The organism is Allobosea sp. 05T422_2 (assembly GCF_056396265.1).
Genome location: NZ_JBFTLD010000035.1, coordinates 21,721 through 38,172 on the forward strand (window position 1 = coordinate 21,721; position 16,452 = coordinate 38,172).

The 16,452-nt window shown below is 64.8% G+C and carries 16 protein-coding genes; 9 read left to right on the top strand and 7 right to left on the bottom strand.

Annotation, left to right across the window (positions count from 1 at the left end; translation table 11 throughout):
- The first annotated feature begins 12 nt into the window (after nt 1–12).
- Nucleotides 13–657, top strand: coding sequence for a bifunctional 4-hydroxy-2-oxoglutarate aldolase/2-dehydro-3-deoxy-phosphogluconate aldolase (gene eda, locus AC1DJT_RS09200; protein WP_476833937.1), 645 nt, complete (start codon nt 13–15; stop codon nt 655–657).
- Here the strand turns inward: eda and AC1DJT_RS09205 are convergent.
- Genes AC1DJT_RS09205 through AC1DJT_RS09215 form a run of 3 tightly spaced genes read right to left on the bottom strand, consistent with a single transcriptional unit; the run spans nt 654 to nt 3,611 of the window.
- Nucleotides 654–1,319, bottom strand: coding sequence for an IMP cyclohydrolase (locus AC1DJT_RS09205; RefSeq protein WP_441506097.1), 666 nt, complete (start codon nt 1,317–1,319; stop codon nt 654–656). The two genes, eda and AC1DJT_RS09205, sit on opposite strands and share 4 nt — an antisense overlap.
- A complete protein-coding gene (locus AC1DJT_RS09210) occupies nt 1,316–2,422 on the bottom strand; it encodes an NAD(P)/FAD-dependent oxidoreductase (RefSeq protein ID WP_441493531.1) in 1,107 nt (368 codons plus the stop codon). Before AC1DJT_RS09210 ends, AC1DJT_RS09205 begins: the two co-directional genes overlap by 4 nt.
- A 13-nt stretch (nt 2,423–2,435) precedes the next feature.
- A complete protein-coding gene (locus AC1DJT_RS09215) occupies nt 2,436–3,611 on the bottom strand; it encodes a M20 aminoacylase family protein (RefSeq protein WP_441493532.1) in 1,176 nt (391 codons plus the stop codon).
- Nucleotides 3,612–3,866: 255 nt separating this feature from the next.
- Between AC1DJT_RS09215 and AC1DJT_RS09220 the strand changes: the two genes are divergently transcribed.
- The 3 genes from AC1DJT_RS09220 to AC1DJT_RS09230 all read left to right on the top strand — a co-directional run bounded on the left by AC1DJT_RS09220 (nt 3,867) and on the right by AC1DJT_RS09230 (nt 6,726).
- Nucleotides 3,867–4,661 carry a bestrophin-like domain gene (locus AC1DJT_RS09220; RefSeq protein ID WP_441493533.1) on the top strand — a complete coding sequence of 265 codons (795 nt, stop codon included), beginning with the start codon at nt 3,867–3,869 and terminating at the stop codon, nt 4,659–4,661.
- Between the two features lie 295 nt (nt 4,662–4,956).
- On the top strand, nt 4,957–5,727 hold the full coding sequence (locus AC1DJT_RS09225; protein ID WP_441493534.1) for an acid phosphatase: 771 nt from the start codon (nt 4,957–4,959) through the stop codon (nt 5,725–5,727).
- Nucleotides 5,728–5,988: 261 nt separating this feature from the next.
- The gene (locus AC1DJT_RS09230; RefSeq protein WP_476833938.1) at nt 5,989–6,726 is read left to right on the top strand and encodes a DUF2161 domain-containing phosphodiesterase; all 738 of its coding nucleotides are present in this window, start codon (nt 5,989–5,991) and stop codon (nt 6,724–6,726) included.
- A gap of 43 nt (nt 6,727–6,769) precedes the next feature.
- Here AC1DJT_RS09230 and AC1DJT_RS09235 read toward each other — a convergent pair whose 3' ends face one another.
- The gene (locus AC1DJT_RS09235) at nt 6,770–7,258 is read right to left on the bottom strand and encodes a GAF domain-containing protein (RefSeq protein WP_441506099.1); all 489 of its coding nucleotides are present in this window, start codon (nt 7,256–7,258) and stop codon (nt 6,770–6,772) included.
- 166 nt (nt 7,259–7,424) lie between these two features.
- Here AC1DJT_RS09235 and AC1DJT_RS09240 point away from each other — a divergent pair, with 166 nt between their 5' ends.
- Nucleotides 7,425–8,375, top strand: a complete 951-nt coding sequence (locus tag AC1DJT_RS09240) for a phosphoribosylaminoimidazolesuccinocarboxamide synthase (protein ID WP_476775466.1) — start codon at nt 7,425–7,427, stop codon at nt 8,373–8,375.
- 2 nt (nt 8,376–8,377) lie between these two features.
- On the opposite strand, the gene AC1DJT_RS09245 is transcribed toward AC1DJT_RS09240, so the two are convergent.
- The 3 genes from AC1DJT_RS09245 to AC1DJT_RS09255 form a co-directional block, all read right to left on the bottom strand.
- A complete protein-coding gene (locus AC1DJT_RS09245; RefSeq protein WP_476833939.1) occupies nt 8,378–9,757 on the bottom strand; it encodes an FAD-containing oxidoreductase in 1,380 nt (459 codons plus the stop codon).
- Entirely contained in the window at nt 9,754–10,215 is a 462-nt protein-coding gene (locus AC1DJT_RS09250; RefSeq protein ID WP_441506102.1) for a DUF4126 domain-containing protein, read from the bottom strand. Before AC1DJT_RS09250 ends, AC1DJT_RS09245 begins: the two co-directional genes overlap by 4 nt.
- Before the next feature lie 130 nt (nt 10,216–10,345).
- Nucleotides 10,346–11,314, bottom strand: coding sequence for a threonine ammonia-lyase (locus AC1DJT_RS09255; RefSeq protein WP_441506103.1), 969 nt, complete (start codon nt 11,312–11,314; stop codon nt 10,346–10,348).
- A 167-nt stretch (nt 11,315–11,481) separates the two neighbouring features.
- Here AC1DJT_RS09255 and argE point away from each other — a divergent pair, with 167 nt between their 5' ends.
- The 4 genes from argE to AC1DJT_RS09275 all read left to right on the top strand — a co-directional run.
- Nucleotides 11,482–12,633 (top strand): acetylornithine deacetylase, encoded by a 1,152-nt coding sequence (gene argE / locus AC1DJT_RS09260; RefSeq protein ID WP_441506104.1) that lies wholly within the window; start codon nt 11,482–11,484, stop codon nt 12,631–12,633.
- A gap of 236 nt (nt 12,634–12,869) precedes the next feature.
- On the top strand, nt 12,870–14,459 hold the full coding sequence (locus AC1DJT_RS09265) for an ABC transporter substrate-binding protein (RefSeq protein WP_441506105.1): 1,590 nt from the start codon (nt 12,870–12,872) through the stop codon (nt 14,457–14,459).
- 194 nt (nt 14,460–14,653) lie between these two features.
- Complete coding sequence (locus tag AC1DJT_RS09270; protein ID WP_476833940.1) at nt 14,654–15,634, top strand: ABC transporter permease; 981 nt, start codon at nt 14,654–14,656, stop codon at nt 15,632–15,634.
- A gap of 20 nt (nt 15,635–15,654) precedes the next feature.
- On the top strand, nt 15,655–16,452 hold a 798-nt coding region (locus AC1DJT_RS09275; RefSeq protein ID WP_476833941.1), incomplete at its 3' end, for an ABC transporter permease.

Consider the following 16,452-nt stretch of genomic DNA (forward strand, 5'->3'; position numbering starts at 1 on the left):
GAGATCGAGCCAATGTCAGGCGAACCCGAAATTGCACGCCTCAAGGCCTGTGGCGTTGTCCCGGTCGTCGTGATCGACGAGGCCGAGGTCGCGGTCCCGCTGGCCCGGGCGCTGMTTGCGGGTGGCATCGACGTGATCGAGGTCACGCTGCGCCGCCCTGCTGCACTGGCCGCGCTCGAGAGGATCGCCCACGAGGTGCCGGAAATCCTTTCGGTTGCCGGTACGGTCGTGACGCCCTTGCAGGTCGCAGAGGTCAAGCGGGTGGGCGCGCAGGCTGTGGTCAGCCCAGGCTTCAGCGAGGCGGTGGACGAGGCGATGCGCGCGGCGGGGCTGCCCTGGCTGCCTGGCGTGGCGACGGCGTCCGACTGCATGCGCGCGGTCTCGGCCGGACGGATCACCTGCAAGTTCTTCCCGGCAGAGCAGGCGGGCGGCACGCCGGCGCTGAAGGCGTTGTCCGGACCCTTCCCGCAGCTGAAGTTCTGCCCGACCGGCGGTGTCAGCCTCGCCAATCTCGCCGATTACCTTGCCCTGCCGCAGGTGATCTGCGTCGGAGGATCCTGGCTCGTGCCGGCGGATGCGGTTGCGAAACGCGACTGGGCGCGTGTGACTGAGCTTGCCAGGGAAGCGCGGGAAGCCGTGAAGGCGATCCGCGGCTAAGCGTCATCCCTGATGTTGAAGACGGCTGCCTCCAGCCCGGACTTTCCGGCATGAAGCGCCGCAGAGCAGACCGGGCTGTCGAGGTGGGCGAAGATTGATCCACCCACGACATGCTGGCAGGCGTCCTCGGCCGTCCTTGCGGTGAAGTGCGGATCCACCCTGTCGGCTGCCGCCAGGGGCGATCCATAGGTCGTGATGTAGGTCGCCTGCCCCGGAGCTATATGCACCGGCGTCACAGACAGCGCTTCCGCCGTGATGCTTCCGAGATAAGCCGTGTCATTGGCGAGATCGAGCACCGAACAGATGCGTGGCGTATCATGCGCATCGAACTCCCGGTCGAGGCCGGAAAGCACCCCGATCAGCGCATCTCTTACCGTGTGACCCGCCCGCAACCGCTCGAAAATGGGTCGGGTTTGGGTGCCATTGCTCGCGACGACGTAGCGCTCGGTCCAGAGTAGACTTTCATAGGCGATGTAGGGGCTCTCCGATGCCGCGTCGGCGCTGTTCGCACGCGGCACGATCCGGATCGCGTTGCCAGAGCGCTCTGCAACTCTGTTCGGAAACGATCTGCTCGAAACGCGGTATGCCGAAACCAAGTCTCCGAGAGGCGTTCTGCCGACTGCAATGATGCGGCCGACATAGCGTGAAACGCCCTCCGTCATGCCGGCAGYCTGTCCACCACCAGCTCTGCGATCGCGAGCGAGGACGTCAGCCCGGGGCTCTCGATCCCGAGCAGGTTGACCAGTCCGGGTACGCCATGGATGGCCGGTCCGTCGATGCGGAAATCAGGCATCGGCTCCGTCGGTCCGTGCAGCTTCGGCCGGATACCGGCATAATCCGCGACCAGCGCCCCGTCCTGCAGACCGGGCCAGTAGGTTCGGATCGCCGCGTAGAATCGCTCGGCCCGGGCCGGGTCGACGACCAGATCCTGGTCGTCATCCACCCATTCGACATCCGGGCCGAACTTGACCCGCCCGGCCATGTCGATCGTGGCATGGATGCCGAGCCCGGCTGCTTCAGGGATCGGGTAGACCAGATGCGAGAAGGGCTGCTTCCCCAGCAGTGCGAAGTAGTTGCCCTTGGCGAAAGACTGCTTTGGCACATAGGCGGCAGGAAAGCCGTCGAGCCTGCCGAGAAGGCGGGGCGCGCCGTGGCCGGCCGAATTGACGATGCTGCGGACCGAATAGGTTGCGGGATCGTCGCCGCCGAAATCGACGCTGAACGCCTCGCCCTCGCGGCGCCAGCCGGTGATGGGCGTATTCAGGGCCAGCGAGCCGCCTGCAGCTTCGCACTCTCCAAGCAGAGAGAGCATGAAGGCGTGGCTGTCGACCACGCCGGTCTCTGGCGAGAACAGCGCGATCTCGCAGGCGACCTCGGGCTCGTGCGCCCGCGCTTCGGCGGTGTCGAGATAGCGCAGCGAGTCCACGCCCGAGGCTTTCGCGCGCGCCGCGATCGTTTCCAGTGCCGGGCGCTGGCCCGAAGCTGTCGCGACGATCAGCTTGCCGCAGGCTTTGTGCGGCAGGCCGCGCTCGCCGAGATAGCGATAAAGCTGCTTACGGCCCTCGACGCAGACCTGCGCCTTGAGCGAGCCGGGCGGGTAGTAGATCCCGGCATGGATGACCTCGCTGTTGCGCGCGGAGGTCTGAGTGCCAATGCCGTCGGCGGCCTCGGCGATCACGACCTCGCGTCCGGCGAGCGCAAGCGCGCGCGCCGTTGCGAGGCCGACGACGCCGGCCCCGATGACGAGGCAATCGATATCGGCCATCGTGATCCTGCGATCAGGCTGCGCGCGGCGGCATGGCGATCTCGACGAGGCTCGCCCAATAGGTCACCCCGACCGGGATCGCCGCATCGTTGAACTCATAGGCCGGGTGGTGCAGGCCAGCCGAGTCACCATTGCCCATGAAGATATATGCGCCGGGGCGCTCCTCGAGCATGAAGGAGAAATCCTCCGACCCCATGACCGGCGGGATCTCGGTGTCGATCGCGTCCTTGCCGAAAACGTTCCGCGTGGCGCTGGTCACGAAATCCGTCTGCCCGGCGTGATTGAAGGTCACCGGGTAGCCGCGGTCGTAGTCGACGTCGCATTTGAGATCGAACGCCTTCGCCAGCCCGTCGGCGATCTCGAGGATGCGCTTCTGGGCGAGGTCGCGCATGGCAGGCGTCAGCGTCCGGACCGAGCCCTTGATCTCGACGGTCTGCGGAATGACGTTGAACGCTTCGCCGGCATTGATCGCTGTCGCCGAGACCACGACAGAATCGAGCGGGTCGGCATTGCGCGAGGCGACAGTCTGCAGCGCGGTCACGAGCTGGCAGGCGGCAACCACCGGATCCTTGGTGTCGTGCGGCGCGGCGGCATGGCCACCCTTGCCCTCGATCTTGATCAGGAAGCGATCGGCAGCGGCCATCAGCGGGCCCTTGCGGATGCAGAATTGACCGATCGCCATGCCAGGCTTGTTGTGCAGCCCATAGACCTCCTGCACGCCGAAGCGCTCCATCAGGCCCTCATCGCACATCACCTTGGCCCCGCCGCCGCCTTCTTCTGCCGGCTGGAAGATCACGACCGCGGTGCCGTCGAAATCGCGGGTCTCGGCGAGATATTTCGCGGCGCCGAGCAGCATGGTGGTGTGGCCGTCATGACCGCAGGCATGCATCTTGCCGGGCACGGTCGAGCGGTGCTCGAGATTGGTTTCCTCGTGGATCGGCAAAGCATCCATGTCGGCACGCAGGCCGATTACCTTGCCGGAACCCTGGCGCTTGCCCTTGATCACGCCGACGACGCCGGTCTGGCCAATGCCTGTCACCACCTCGTCGACGCCCCAGGCCCTGAGCTTTTCGGCAACGATGCCCGCCGTGCGATGCACGTCGAAGAGCAGTTCGGGATGGCGGTGAAAATCGCGACGGATCGCGGTGAGCTCGGGCGTCAGCGCCGCGATGAGTTCGGACTTCGGCATCATGTCCTCGGGCAGAGAGGGAAGGTTGGCAGAAATCGGGTTGCCAAGTCATGCAAGCTAGCGCGGTCCGACCGGGTCTGTCCAAGCCGATTGCGGCATGAGGGGGCAGAAGCGGAGGAATGGCGTCGCGACCGCGTATGGTTGCAATCCTCGCATCATTCTGGATCGATGGCTGGTGTCGGCGGCAGATCGTTCTCGCGGTCGAGATGACTGCATGTGTCCGTGTCGCGGGCTTCCAGGAGAGCAGGATCTGTCATGGTGGAGTGGCTTTCAGCCTTCACGTTCTGCTCGCTGCTCAGCGCAGCCGCGGTGTTCGGCCTCCTGCTGCGGAGCCGGTTGCCCGAGGAGCACCTGACCGAAAGGAACATGGAAGCGCTGCGGCTGATCACGAGCCTCCTCGTTACCTTTGCGGCGCTTGTCCTCAGCCTGCAGCTGTCGAGCGTGAAGAGCGCGTTCGACATGGCGTACCGGGACAGGAACGCGGATGCCGGGCAACTGGCCCAGCTCGATCAGTGCCTGCGCAATTTCGGCCCGGGGGCTGAGAAGGCCCGCGAGAATCTCCGGAGCTATACCGCCGCGGTGATCGCGAGCACCTGGCCCGACGAGGAAAGGCCGACCGGCATTGCCTATCCTGATCCCAGCACCATGGGACGCCACGGGGAAAGCCCGACGCTCAGCGTGCTGGTCAATCAGATCGGCCTCGAGATCAATGGCCTCGCCCCTGTCGACGGGTTGCATGCGAACCTGGCTACGGAATGCCGTGCGAATTTCATGAGCCTGCAACAACGTCGTTGGGCGGTGATTGAAGATGCGAGGGACCCGGCGTCGCGGCTGTTCACGAACGTCCTGACGTTCTGGCTGATGCTGGTCTTCGTCAGCTTCGGCCTGCAGGTCCCCCGCAAGCTGCTGGCCGCCATCGTCCTGGCGATCGGTGTGGTTTCGATATCGAGCGTGATGTTCGTGATCGTTGACCTGAACTCGCCCTATGGCGGCCTGTTCGGCATCCCAAGCACATCGATGCGCAATGTGTTCGAGGCCATGAGCCGGTAGGCAGCTCACCTTCATTTCGTGCGAGTGTTGTCGTCGATGCCTTCGCTTGGGGGCGAGGCGACGAATGACGTAGGGCCAGATTGCTGTCCTTTTGCCGGGGATGCCGGCGCCTCTTGCTGCCGGCTGCATCAGTGGCCGCGCTGCAAGGAGGTATCTTCGATGACCCATGCTCGCGGCCGATGTTACGGGTTTTACTCATCGTTCCCTGACACTACCCGCGCCGCTCGGCGCCGAAATCGTGACAACCCTCTGATTCTATTGCGGTCATGCGGTGCGGGCACGACTGGCGTGTTTCTTGATCAGCATCGAGCGCTGCGCGGACTTGCTTCCCGCAGCAGGGAAGAAACGCTTATCGGGAGACAACAAGATGAAAAGACTCGCGGGCCTGACTCTCGGACTTACGCTTCTTGCGATTGGCTATGCCGGCGCGGAGGTCCAGAGCAGCAAATACTATGTGTCGCCGGAGCAACTCGACACGACCCGGTTCATGGCGCCGCCGCCATCAGCGGATACGACCCGGCGGGAGCTCGAGATCATGCTAAGCCTGCAGGAGAAGCGAACAGCCGAACAAGCCGAGCGGTCGGTCGCGGACCTTGAGCAGAGCGTCTTTCGCTTCGCCGACGTGATGGGACCCGAATTCACGGCCGAAAAACTGCCGAAAGCGGCGGCATTCTTCACGAAGGTCTACAAGACGGAGAGCGCCTTCAACAAGCAGGGCAAGGAAAAATGGGATCGCCAGCGGCCGCCGGTGGTGGACGCTCGTCTCAAGCCGGTCGCCAAATATGCGAACAGCGGCTCTTATCCGAGCGGTCACGCTGCATTCTCGTACCTCACCGCGATCGTGTTGGCCGATATCGTGCCGGAGAAGGGCGAGGCGATCTTCGGGCGTGCCGTCGAATTCGGCGAGAACCGGGTGATCGGCGGAGTGCACTACCCAAGCGACATCCAGGCGGGCCGGGAGATGGCCGCGATGATCGCGGTTCTCGCCTACCGGAACCCCGATTTCCAAAGGGATCTCGAAGGAGCGAAGTCCGAAATCCGCGGCGCCTTGCGACTGGCGCACTGATCCAGCTGTCATGGCAGGTCGGTCCCGTCGCGGGATCGACGCGGTGACGAATTCCCAAGGGGTGGCCGCCTGGACAGGGGGCTGCCCCTTGCGTTGCCATCGGCCTTTTGAGGTGCCGCGTTCAGAACGCCTGCCCGTCGATCTCATCCGGCTTGCCTCCCGTTTGCCATTCCGAAACGACCGCCGCTGCACCTTGGTGTAGCGGTCAGCGCCACGGACTTGCTGGAACGGTCCGGCATCGGAATGCACCGGAGATCTCGCGTGGAAACTTCCCTCTATCTGCCGGTCAAACACTTCCTCGAAGGCCTGGGCTATTCCGTGAAGGGTGAGGTCGGGCGCTGCGACCTTGTTGGTCTCAAAGGCGATGATCCGGCTGTCGTCGTGGTGGGAGAATTGAAGCTGACCTTCAATCTCGAACTCATCCTGCAGGGCGTGGACCGGATGAAGCTCGGTGACGAGATCTGGCTTGCAGCCCGGTTGTCGGCGCGGGGGAAGGGACGCGAGAGCGATTCCCGCTACCGCAATCTGTGCCKGCATCTCGGTTTCGGCCTTCTCGGGGTCGCTTTGTCCGGTCGCGTCGATATCCTCGTTTCCCCGGCCGCGCCGACGCCGCGCAAGGATGCCAAGCGGCGTTCGAAGCTCGTGGAGGAGCACAAGCGGCGTCGGGGAGACCCTGTCGCAGGCGGCGGTTCGCGCGCACCGATCATGACGGCCTACCGGCAGCAGGCGCTCGCTTGCGCTGCAGCCATGACGGCAGGCCCGCAGCGGCCGCGCGATCTCAAACAGTCATGCCCGGACGCACAGAAGATCCTGCACCGCAACGTCTATGGCTGGTTCGAGCGAGCCGATCGCGGCGTCTACGCCCTGACCGACGCCGGCCGCACGGCTCTGGCGAGATGGGTGGCAACGTCGGTTCCGGACCCCCTCGTACCTGGGCAGCACGGAGTCGTGCCTCCGGTGGCGGACACCAACGAGGGCCTCTCCGCCGCGGCCTGCTGATTGGCGCATCGCGCTTCCGCCCGCAGCCGGGGGATGGATCGGTCTAGCAGGCGCTCGCAGCGAGATAGATCTCGGCGATCCGTTCGATTCCGGCCTGGTCGGCGGTGTCGAAGCGGGAGGGGTGGGGGCTGTCGAGATCGATCACGCCGATCACCTCACCGTCGCGGAGCAGCGGCACGACCAGTTCCGAGCGCGAGGCTGCATCGCAGGCGATATGGCCGGGAAACGCATGGACGTCTTCCACCAGCATGGATTGCCGGCGAGCGACCGCCGCTCCGCAGACGCCGCGCCCGACGGGAATGCGGACACAGGCCGGCTTGCCCTGAAACGGCCCGAGCACGAGCTCGCCGTCCCGCATGATGTAGAATCCGGCCCAATTCAGATCCGGCATCATCTGGAACAGCAGTGCCGAGGTATTGGCCGCGTTGGCGATCGGGTCGCTTTCTCCCGCCAGCAGGCCCTCAAGCTGCGAGGTCAGCTCGCGATAGAACCCTGCCTTGTCGCTGCTCGCGATTGCTTGTGCCTGAAACATGGCTGCTMACCTCCGGCGCTCGCCCTTCGTTATGGCGCTCCCTAGCATCGCGCAGGGGCGACAGCGAGAGCGCAATGGTGCGTATCGATCCACTTGGCTACAAGGAACGCAGCGCCGGGGTTTCTCTCCCTGCATGATTCCTCGCCTTGATGAAGTGATGTCCACCATGTCCGAGATTCAACCCATTCGCGAAGCGGTCATCCCGGAGCTGCCGAACTATTATCGGGGCAAGGTCCGCGAGAATTACGATCTGCCGGACGGGCGCCGCATTCTGATCGCCACGGACCGCCTCAGCGCCTTCGATCGCGCTATCGCCTGCATTCCGTTCAAGGGGCAGGTGCTGACCCAGACAGCCCGGTTCTGGTTCGAGAAGACCGCGGATATCTGCCCGAACCATGTGCTGGAATATCCGGACCCCAACGTCGTCGTCGGCCAGAAGCTCGATATCCTTCCCGTCGAGATCGTGGTGCGCGGCTATCTCGCGGGCACGACCAGCACATCGGTGCTGACCATGTACAAGCAGGGCAGGCGGGAYCTCTACGGCATCCGTTTCCCGGATGGCCTGCGCGACAACGAAGCGCTTCCTCATGCCGTCATCACGCCGACCAGCAAGGCCTTCGACGGCGGCCATGACGAGCCGCTTTCCCCGGACGAGATCGTCGGCAGCAAGCTCCTGACCCAGGAACAGTGGGATACGGTGTCCGGCTATGCGCTGGCCCTGTTCGCCCGGGGGCAGGACATCGCGCGCGGACGTGGGCTCATCCTTGCCGATACCAAATACGAGTTCGGTACCGATCGGCAGGGCCGGATCATGCTGGCCGATGAGATCCATACCCCCGATAGCAGCCGCTACTGGTTCGCCGAGAGCTACCCGGCGCGCTTTGCGGCGGGAGAGCGGCCGGAGAGCTTTGACAAGGATTTCGTGCGCAACTGGGTCGCCGCACGCTGCGATCCCTACAACGAGCCGATCCCCGAGATCCCGGACGAGCTCATCGCGCAGACCTCGCAGGTCTATATCCGCGCCTTCGAGACCATTACGGGCCAGGCGTTTGAGGCCCCTGCCGGCCAGGAGCCGCCGGTGGATAGGATCCGCCGGAACCTGGCGCGCTATTTCTGAGGTCAGTTTGGGGCGCGCATGTCTCCAAGCATCGTCGGGATGAGCTCCGATACGGTCGGATGGATCGGAACAGYGCGCAGCAGCCTGTCATAGGGCGCGCCCGCATTCATTATGTCGAGGATCCCATGGATCGCCTCGTCGCCGCTCGTCCCGAGGATCGCAGCGCCGAGGATGCGGCGCGTCTCGGCATCGGCAATGACGCTCATGAAACCAAGCGTCTCGCCCTTCTCGATGGCGCGGCCGACGCGCGTCATCGGCCGGCGGCCAACCAGCAACGGCCGGCCGCTGGCGTGCGCCTGGGCAAGCGTCATGCCGACCCGCCCGAGCGGCGGATCGATGAAGAGCCCATAGGCCGGGATGCGGTCACTGACCTTGCGCGTCTCTCCATCGAGTAGATTGGCGGCGACGATCTCGAAATCATTATAGGCCGTGTGCGTGAAGGCGCCGCGGCCATTGCAGTCGCCGATTGCCCAGATGCCGGGGACATTGGTCGCCAGGCTGTCGTCGACCTCGATATAGCCTCGTGCATCCGTTGCGACCCCGGCCTTGTCGAGACCGAGATCGTCGGTGTTCGGGCGGCGCCCGACGGCAAGCAGGACATGTGACCCGATGATCTCGGGTGCGCCGGAAGTGCAATCCACGCCGACCGCGATGCCCTCCGGGTGGGGAGCGAATCGAATGCACTCCGCGCCGGTCCGGATCTCGATCCCTTCGGCGACAAGGATATCGCGGATCGCCTCCGAAACCTCTTCGTCCTCGCGGGACACGAGATGTGGACCCTTCTCGACAACAGTGACGGCTGCACCGAAGCGGCGGTGCATCTGAGCGAATTCGAGGCCGATATAGCTGCCGCCGATGACGACGAGATGCTTCGGCACCGTGTCGAGACCAAGGATCGAGGTGTTGGTCAGGTAGGAGATGTCGCCGATCCCGGGCATGTCCGGCACGACGGCGCGCCCGCCGACATTCAGGAAAATGCGGGGTGCGCTGATTACATCGTCGCCCACCCGCATCCGGTCGGCGCTCTCGAAGCGCGCATGCCCGGTGAGGACGGTGCAGCCCTTCATCCCGCGCAGCCAGGTCTCGATATTGCGGCGCGAATTGGCGGAGACGAGGGCGGCTCGCTCCTTGACCTTCGACATGTCGATGCGCGGCGGCGTATCCAGGATGACGCCGTACTCGGCGCCACGGCGCGCGAGATGCGCAGCATAGGCACTGGCGACCAGCGTCTTGGTCGGCATGCAGCCGGTGTTGACGCAGGTGCCGCCAAAGAGATGGCGTTCGACGATCGCAACCGACAGGCCGGCACCGGTCATCCGGCCTGCCAGTGAAGGTCCGGCCTGGCCGGCCCMGATGATGATGGCGTCGAAAGTCCGGTTCATCGCGCGGCCACCACGATCAGCCAGGCGGCGAGTAGCGCCACCACGTCCTCGATCAGCGCGGCAGGCCTGTCGCGACCGAAAGCTCCTGCGAGGCCCGCCCGGGCTGCGGCCCCGCCAAGCGTACCGGCGACGGCGCCAACCGCGCCCGCGATCGCGCCAAGCGCGAGCGATCCGGCCGCGGCGCCGATGGCCGCGCCGGACAGGGCGCCTGTCACGATGCGGCCGCCGAACTGCGTCGGGACCTTGCGGCTCGCCGTCGACGGCAACTTGTCGGTGATCAGTTCGCCGATGGCCAGCGCGGTCAGGATCCAGGGCGTCCAGGCATAGCCCAGGAAGGCCAGGGGGCTGGCACCGAGGTTGATCCAGCCGAGATGGGCGGCCCAACTGACGGCGGCCGGTGCCATCATGGTGCGCAGCCCGGCCACGACCCCGATGAGCACTGCGAGCAAGACGGCCATGGTCTTCCCTCGAACGGCAGGGTATCGCCGCCCAAGACAACGCTAGCTCATCGCGCAGGTCAACTCATCGTTGACCGGTCGGCTCCCTGGCGTAAGGTCAAGCATCAAACCCGGCGGCAACGAGGTTGCCTTACACCCCGTACTCCTTGCGCCACGCCGCGAAATCGTCGAGCGAGACGTTGGAGCCGCAGAGGATCAGGCCGACGCGCTCCCCGGGCTTGAACATCTCCTTGCGCGCCACGGCTGCGGCAACCACGCAGCCTGCCGCCGGCTCGATCAGCACCCTCCCGTTCTGCAGCACCCAGGCCATTTCGCGCACGGCCTCGGCATCGGGCACGGTGACGATCTCCTCCAGATACTGGCGCGCTGCCGCCATGGTGCGTTCGGTCGCGAAGGGGGCGCCGAGCGCGCGGGCGATCGAGGTCGGCCGGATCGGTACCGGCTTGCCGGCCTCCAGCGCCTGGGTCATCGTCGTTGCCCCCTCCGTCTCGACGCCATGAATGCGCACCGCCGGGTCGAGTCCCTTGAGAGCCGTGCCGACTCCGGCCACGAAGCCGCCGCCGCCGATCGAGATAAAGACATGGTCGAGGCGCCCGCTGGCATCATTCGCCAGTTCGAGGCCGAGCGAGCCATGGCCGGCGATGATCGCCGGATCGTCATAGGAGTGGACATTGGTCATGCCCTTCGCCGCGTACTCGTCGGCCTTGGCAAAGGCCTCGATCGCGTCCTCGCAAAGTTCGACCTCGCCGCCGGCCTGCCGGGTGAGCTCGACATTGAAGGGCGCGACATTCTTCGCCATCAGCACGAGCGCGCGGGCGCCCATCGATTTGGCGACCATCGAAACCGCGATCGCGTGGTTGCCGCCGGAAACGGTGACGATGCCGCGCTTCAGCTCGTCCTCGCTGAGCGCCATCAGCTTGTTGAAGCAGCCGCGCACCTTGAACGAACCGCCGAGCTGCAGGCTCTCCACCTTCACCACGGTCTCGACGCCGAGCCGCGCCGAGAGGCCGGCGCTATGGAAGCTCGGAGTGCGCCGCACCTTGCCGGAGATGCGGGTGGCGGCAGCCTGGATATCGGCGAGCGTGACGTCGAAATTCATGGGACTGGACTTCTCTCATGGCCCGGCGGCGCCGGCGTCTCGGCGCGCACATCAACGCGTCCGGCGCAGGCCGGTCAAGCCACAGCTGACGATTGACCTGGCTGTCAGGCTGCCTAGCGTGTCGGCATGAAACCTGCCTTCCCGTCTGCCTTTGGAGATCCGACCCCGTGAAATACACCCCCAAGGAAATGCTGGCGAAGCTGGTTTCGTTCAATACGGAATCGCAGCGCAGCAATCTCGAGCTCATCCATTTCTGCCGTGATTACCTCGCCAGCCTCGGTGTCGAGAGCACGATCGTTCCGAGCCCCGACGGCCAGAAGGCCAATCTCTATGCGACGGTCGGACCGGCGGTTGCCGGCGGCGTCGTGCTCTCCGGGCACACCGACGTCGTTCCCGTCGCGGGGCAGGACTGGAGCTCCGATCCCTGGACGCTGACCGAGCGCGACGGCAAGCTCTACGGTCGTGGAGCCTGCGATATGAAGGGCTTCGACGCGACCGCGCTGGCGCTGGTGCCGGAGATGATCGAGGCCGGGTTGAAGCGCCCGGTCCATATCGCGCTCTCCTATGACGAGGAGGTCGGCTGTCTCGGCGCGCGGATCATGATTGAGGCCATGGTCACTGCTGGCCTCACGCCGTCGGCGGTGATCGTCGGCGAGCCCTCGATGATGCAGGTCGTCACCGGCCACAAGGGCGGTACGCGGATGAAGACGACGGTGCGCGGCCATGCGGTGCATTCGAGCCGCGTCGACATCGGCGTGCCGGCCGTCATGATCGCCGGCAAGCTGATCGCTTGGCACGACGAGGTCATGGCGGAAAACAAGACCCGGACCCCGAATGATAACGGTTTCGAACCGCCCTACACGACGCTGCATGTCGGCGTGGTCCAGGGCGGCACGGCCGTCAACATCACGGCCGAACATTGCAGTTTCACCCATGAGGTGCGCGTCATTCCTGGCGAGCGCGACCAGAATTACGTCGAGCGCTACCGCGCCCGCATCGCCGAACTCGAGGCCGGGATGAAGGCGATCGCGCCCGAGACGGGCATCGAGATGGAAGTCACCTCCTTCACGCCCGCGCTCGGACCGGAGCAGCGTGGCGAGGCGGAGGCCCTTTCACGCCGGCTGACCGGCGACAATGGCAGCCATGTCGTCGCCTATGGCACCGAGGGCGGGCTGTTCCAGGCGGCAGGCTGGTCGACGGTGGTCTGCGGCCCGGGCGATATCGCCCAGGCTCACCAGCCCGACGAGTTCATTACGGTAGCCCAGCTCGATGCCGGGGCGCGGTTCATCCGTGGCGTAATCGCCGAATTGGCACGCTGAGAGATATCCGACGCCATGAACGTCCGTTCCTGGCGTCGATTTTGATGGTTGCGTGTGAGCCTTGGGTTCGGTGCGCAAGAAAATGCAATCTGGAGCGTTTCTCATCAGCCGTACTGGACGCCGCTCACGAAGCGTCATTAATCTGCCATCTTCTTTCGCCGGGCGCTTGGGAGGCGCCCGGCGGGAGCCGCTCCCGGGAGGAGTGGGTAGCAAAAACGATTGGGAGCGATCGAATTATGTCATTCAAGACGAACTGCCTCGCCGCGGTTGCGGCTCTGGCGCTGATGTGCGGCGCCGCGCAGGCACAGACACTGCGCTATGCCAACCAAGGCGAGCTCAAGTCGCTCGATCCCTATACCGTCAACGAGACCACCACCAATGCCCATCTCGGCCACCCCTATGAGGGCCTGACGGCGCGCGGCAAGGACCTCAAGATCGAGCCCGCCCTCGCCGAGAAGTGGGAAGTCTCCGATGACGGCCTGAAATGGCGCTTCTTTCTGCGCAAGGGCGTGAAGTTCCACAATGGCGAGGATTTCACCGCCGATGACGTGATCTTCTCGGCCGAGCGCGTCCGCGCCCCCGGCTCGAACTTCACCACGCGCATTCCGACCGACGCCAAGTTCACCAAGGTCGATGATTACACGATCGACGTGACGCTGAGCTCCCCGAACCCGATCCTGAATGCCCAGTGGGACACCTGGTACATCATGTCGAAGAAGTGGGCGGAGGCGAATAACGCCGTCGCYCCGACACCGGCAGCGGCGACGACGCCGAGCCACGCCTCGCTCAATGCCAATGGCACCGGCCCGTTCAAGATCGAGAGCCATCAGCCCGGCGTGAAGACCGTCTTCAAGGTCAACGAGAACTGGTGGAACAAGAAGGTCGAGCACAATCTCAAGGAGATCGTGTTTACGCCGATCGCTTCTGATGCGACCCGGGTCGCGGCCCTGCTCTCGGGCGAGGTCGACGTGATCGAGCCGGTTCCGATCCAGGACATCCAGCGTGTCAACAGCGCCGGCAATGTCCAGGTCATGACCGGGCCGGAACTGCGCACGATCTTCCTCGGCATGGACCAGACCCGCGACGAACTGCTCGAATCCAACGTCAAGGGCAAGAACCCCTTCAAGGACCCGAAGGTTCGTCAGGCTTTCTACCAGGCGATCGACATCGAAACGATCAAGAGCCGCGTCATGCGCGGCCTGTCGACTCCGTCGCCGCTGATGATCGCGCCGGAACTTTTCCCGCACGCCGGCTTCACGCGGGCCAAGTTCGACACCGAGGCCTCCAAGAAGCTCCTGGCCGAGGCCGGCTATCCCAAYGGCTTCGAAGTCGGCATGGATTGCCCGAACGACCGCTATGTCAATGACGGCCAGATCTGCCAGGCCGTGGTCGGCATGCTGGCTCGCGCCGGCATCAAGGTGAACCTGAACGCTCAGCCGAAGGGCCAGTACTTCGCCAAGGTGCTGAAGTCGGGCGGCTACAAGACCTCGTTCTACCTGCTCGGCTGGACCCCCGGGACCTTCGACAGCCACAACGTGCTCAACGACATCCTGGGTTGCCGCGATGTCGCCGGCTCGTCGCGCGGAGAGTCGAATCTCGGCGGCTACTGCAACAAGAAGGTCGACGCGCTGACCGACAAGATCCTGGTCGAGCCCGATACCGCCAAGCGCGACGCCATGATCAAGGAAGCCTTCAAGATCACGGTGGACGAGTTCGCCTATATCCCTCTGCATCAGCAGGCTCTCGCCTGGGGTGTCTCGAAGAAGGTCAAGCTGACCCAGCGCGCCGACAACTCGGTCCTGCTCTATTACGCCACCAAGGAGTGACGTGAGAGGCGCGCGGAGCGATCCGCGTGCCTTCCTTCATCCTCATCGTCATCCCGGACAGACGGTGCAGCCGCGCTGAACCAGGATCCGTTGCAGCGCATGGCGCTCCTGCTGGATTCTGGATCTCCGCGTCCCCCCAGCCCGGGATGGCCGCGCGTTTTCCGACCTCGGCAAACCGGGGATTCAAGGCGGCCATGTTAGCTTTCATTCTGCGTCGGCTGTTTCAGTCGCTTCTCGTCATGCTGAGCGTGGCGCTGATCGCCTTCGCGATGTTCCGTTTCGTCGGCGATCCGGTGAACCAGCTCGTCAGCCTCGACACGCCGCAGGCGCAGGTCGAGCAGATCCGGCGCTCGCTCGGCCTCGACGACCCCGTCATCGTCCAGTTCTTCCGCTATATCTACAACGCCGCCCGGCTCGAATTCGGCGTGTCCTACCAGTTCCGGCTTCCGGTGATTTCGCTGCTGGGTGACCGCGCGCCGGCGACGCTCGAACTCGCCTTCATGTCGGCCCTGTTCTCGCTCCTCGTCGGCATCCCGATGGGTGTCTACACCGCGCTGAAGCGCGACAGCTGGCTCGCCAAGATCTTCCAGGCAGTGTCGCTGATCGGTATCAGTCTGCCGACCTTCCTGATCGGCATCCTCCTGATCTACCTGTTCTCGGTCACGCTTKGCCTGCTGCCATCCTTCGGGCGCGGCGAGGTCGTGAAGATCGGCAGCTGGTGGACGACAGGCCTGCTGACCGTGTCCGGCCTCAAGGCACTGATCCTGCCCTCGATCACGCTCGGCCTGTTCCAGATGACGCTGATCATGCGCCTCGTCCGCGCCGAGATGCTCGAAGTGCTGCGGGCAGATTACATCAAGTTCGCCCGGGCGCGTGGGTTGCGCACCCGGACGGTCAATTTCGGCCATGCGCTCAAGAACACGCTGGTTCCGGTCATCACCATCGCCGGACTGCAGCTCGGCTCGATCATCGCCTTCGCCATCATTACCGAGACGGTGTTCCAGTGGCCGGGTATGGGCCTGCTCTTCCTGCGGGCCGTCCAGAACGTCGATATCCCGATCATGGCTGCCTATCTGATGCTGATCTCCTTCCTGTTCGTCAGCATCAACCTGGTCGTCGACCTGCTTTATGCCGCCGTCGATCCGCGCCTGCGCGCGACGATCGGTGCGCACTGAGCTGGCGGAGAGTTGAAACCATGAGCATGACCACTCAGCCGCCCGCTTCGCCCGAGAAGATCCCGACCCGCTGGGAACGCTTCCTCGACAGCGACATTCTGGCCAGCTTCCTGCGCTCCAAGGTGACGATGGTCGCTGCCTTCGTCGTGCTGCTGCTGTTCATCGGCGCGGCCTTCTCCCCCTGGATCGCACCGACCAATCCCTTCGACCCTGCCTCCGTCTTCCTCGCCGACGCCAACATCCCGCCGGCCTGGCAGCAGGGCGGGGAGGCCCGCTTCATCTTCGGCACCGACGACCAGGGGCGGGATCTCTATTCGGCCATTCTCTACGGCCTGCGCGTCTCGCTGGTGGTGGGCGGCCTCGGAGTGATCCTCGCCGCCTCGATCGGCATCACGCTCGGCCTGCTCGCGGGCTATCTCGGCGGACGTGTCGATTCGCTGATCATGCGCATCGCCGATGTCCAGCTCACCTTCCCGGCGATCCTGATCGCGCTTCTGATCGATGGCGTCGTCCGCGGTATCTTCAAGAGTGCCGCGCGCGAGGACACCGCGATCTATGTTCTGGTCATCTCGATCGGCCTGTCCTTCTGGGTGCAATATGCCCGCACCGTGCGGGGCTCGACGCTGGTCGAGCGCAATAAGGATTATGTTCAGGCGGCACGCCTCGTCGGCCTGCCGGCGCCGCTGATCATGCTGCGCCATGTCCTGCCCAACGTGATCGGCCCGGTTCTCGTCATCCTGACGATCAATCTGGCGCTCGCCGTCATCACCGAGGCGACGCTTTCCTTCCTGGGTGTCGGCCTGCCGCCGACGCAGCCC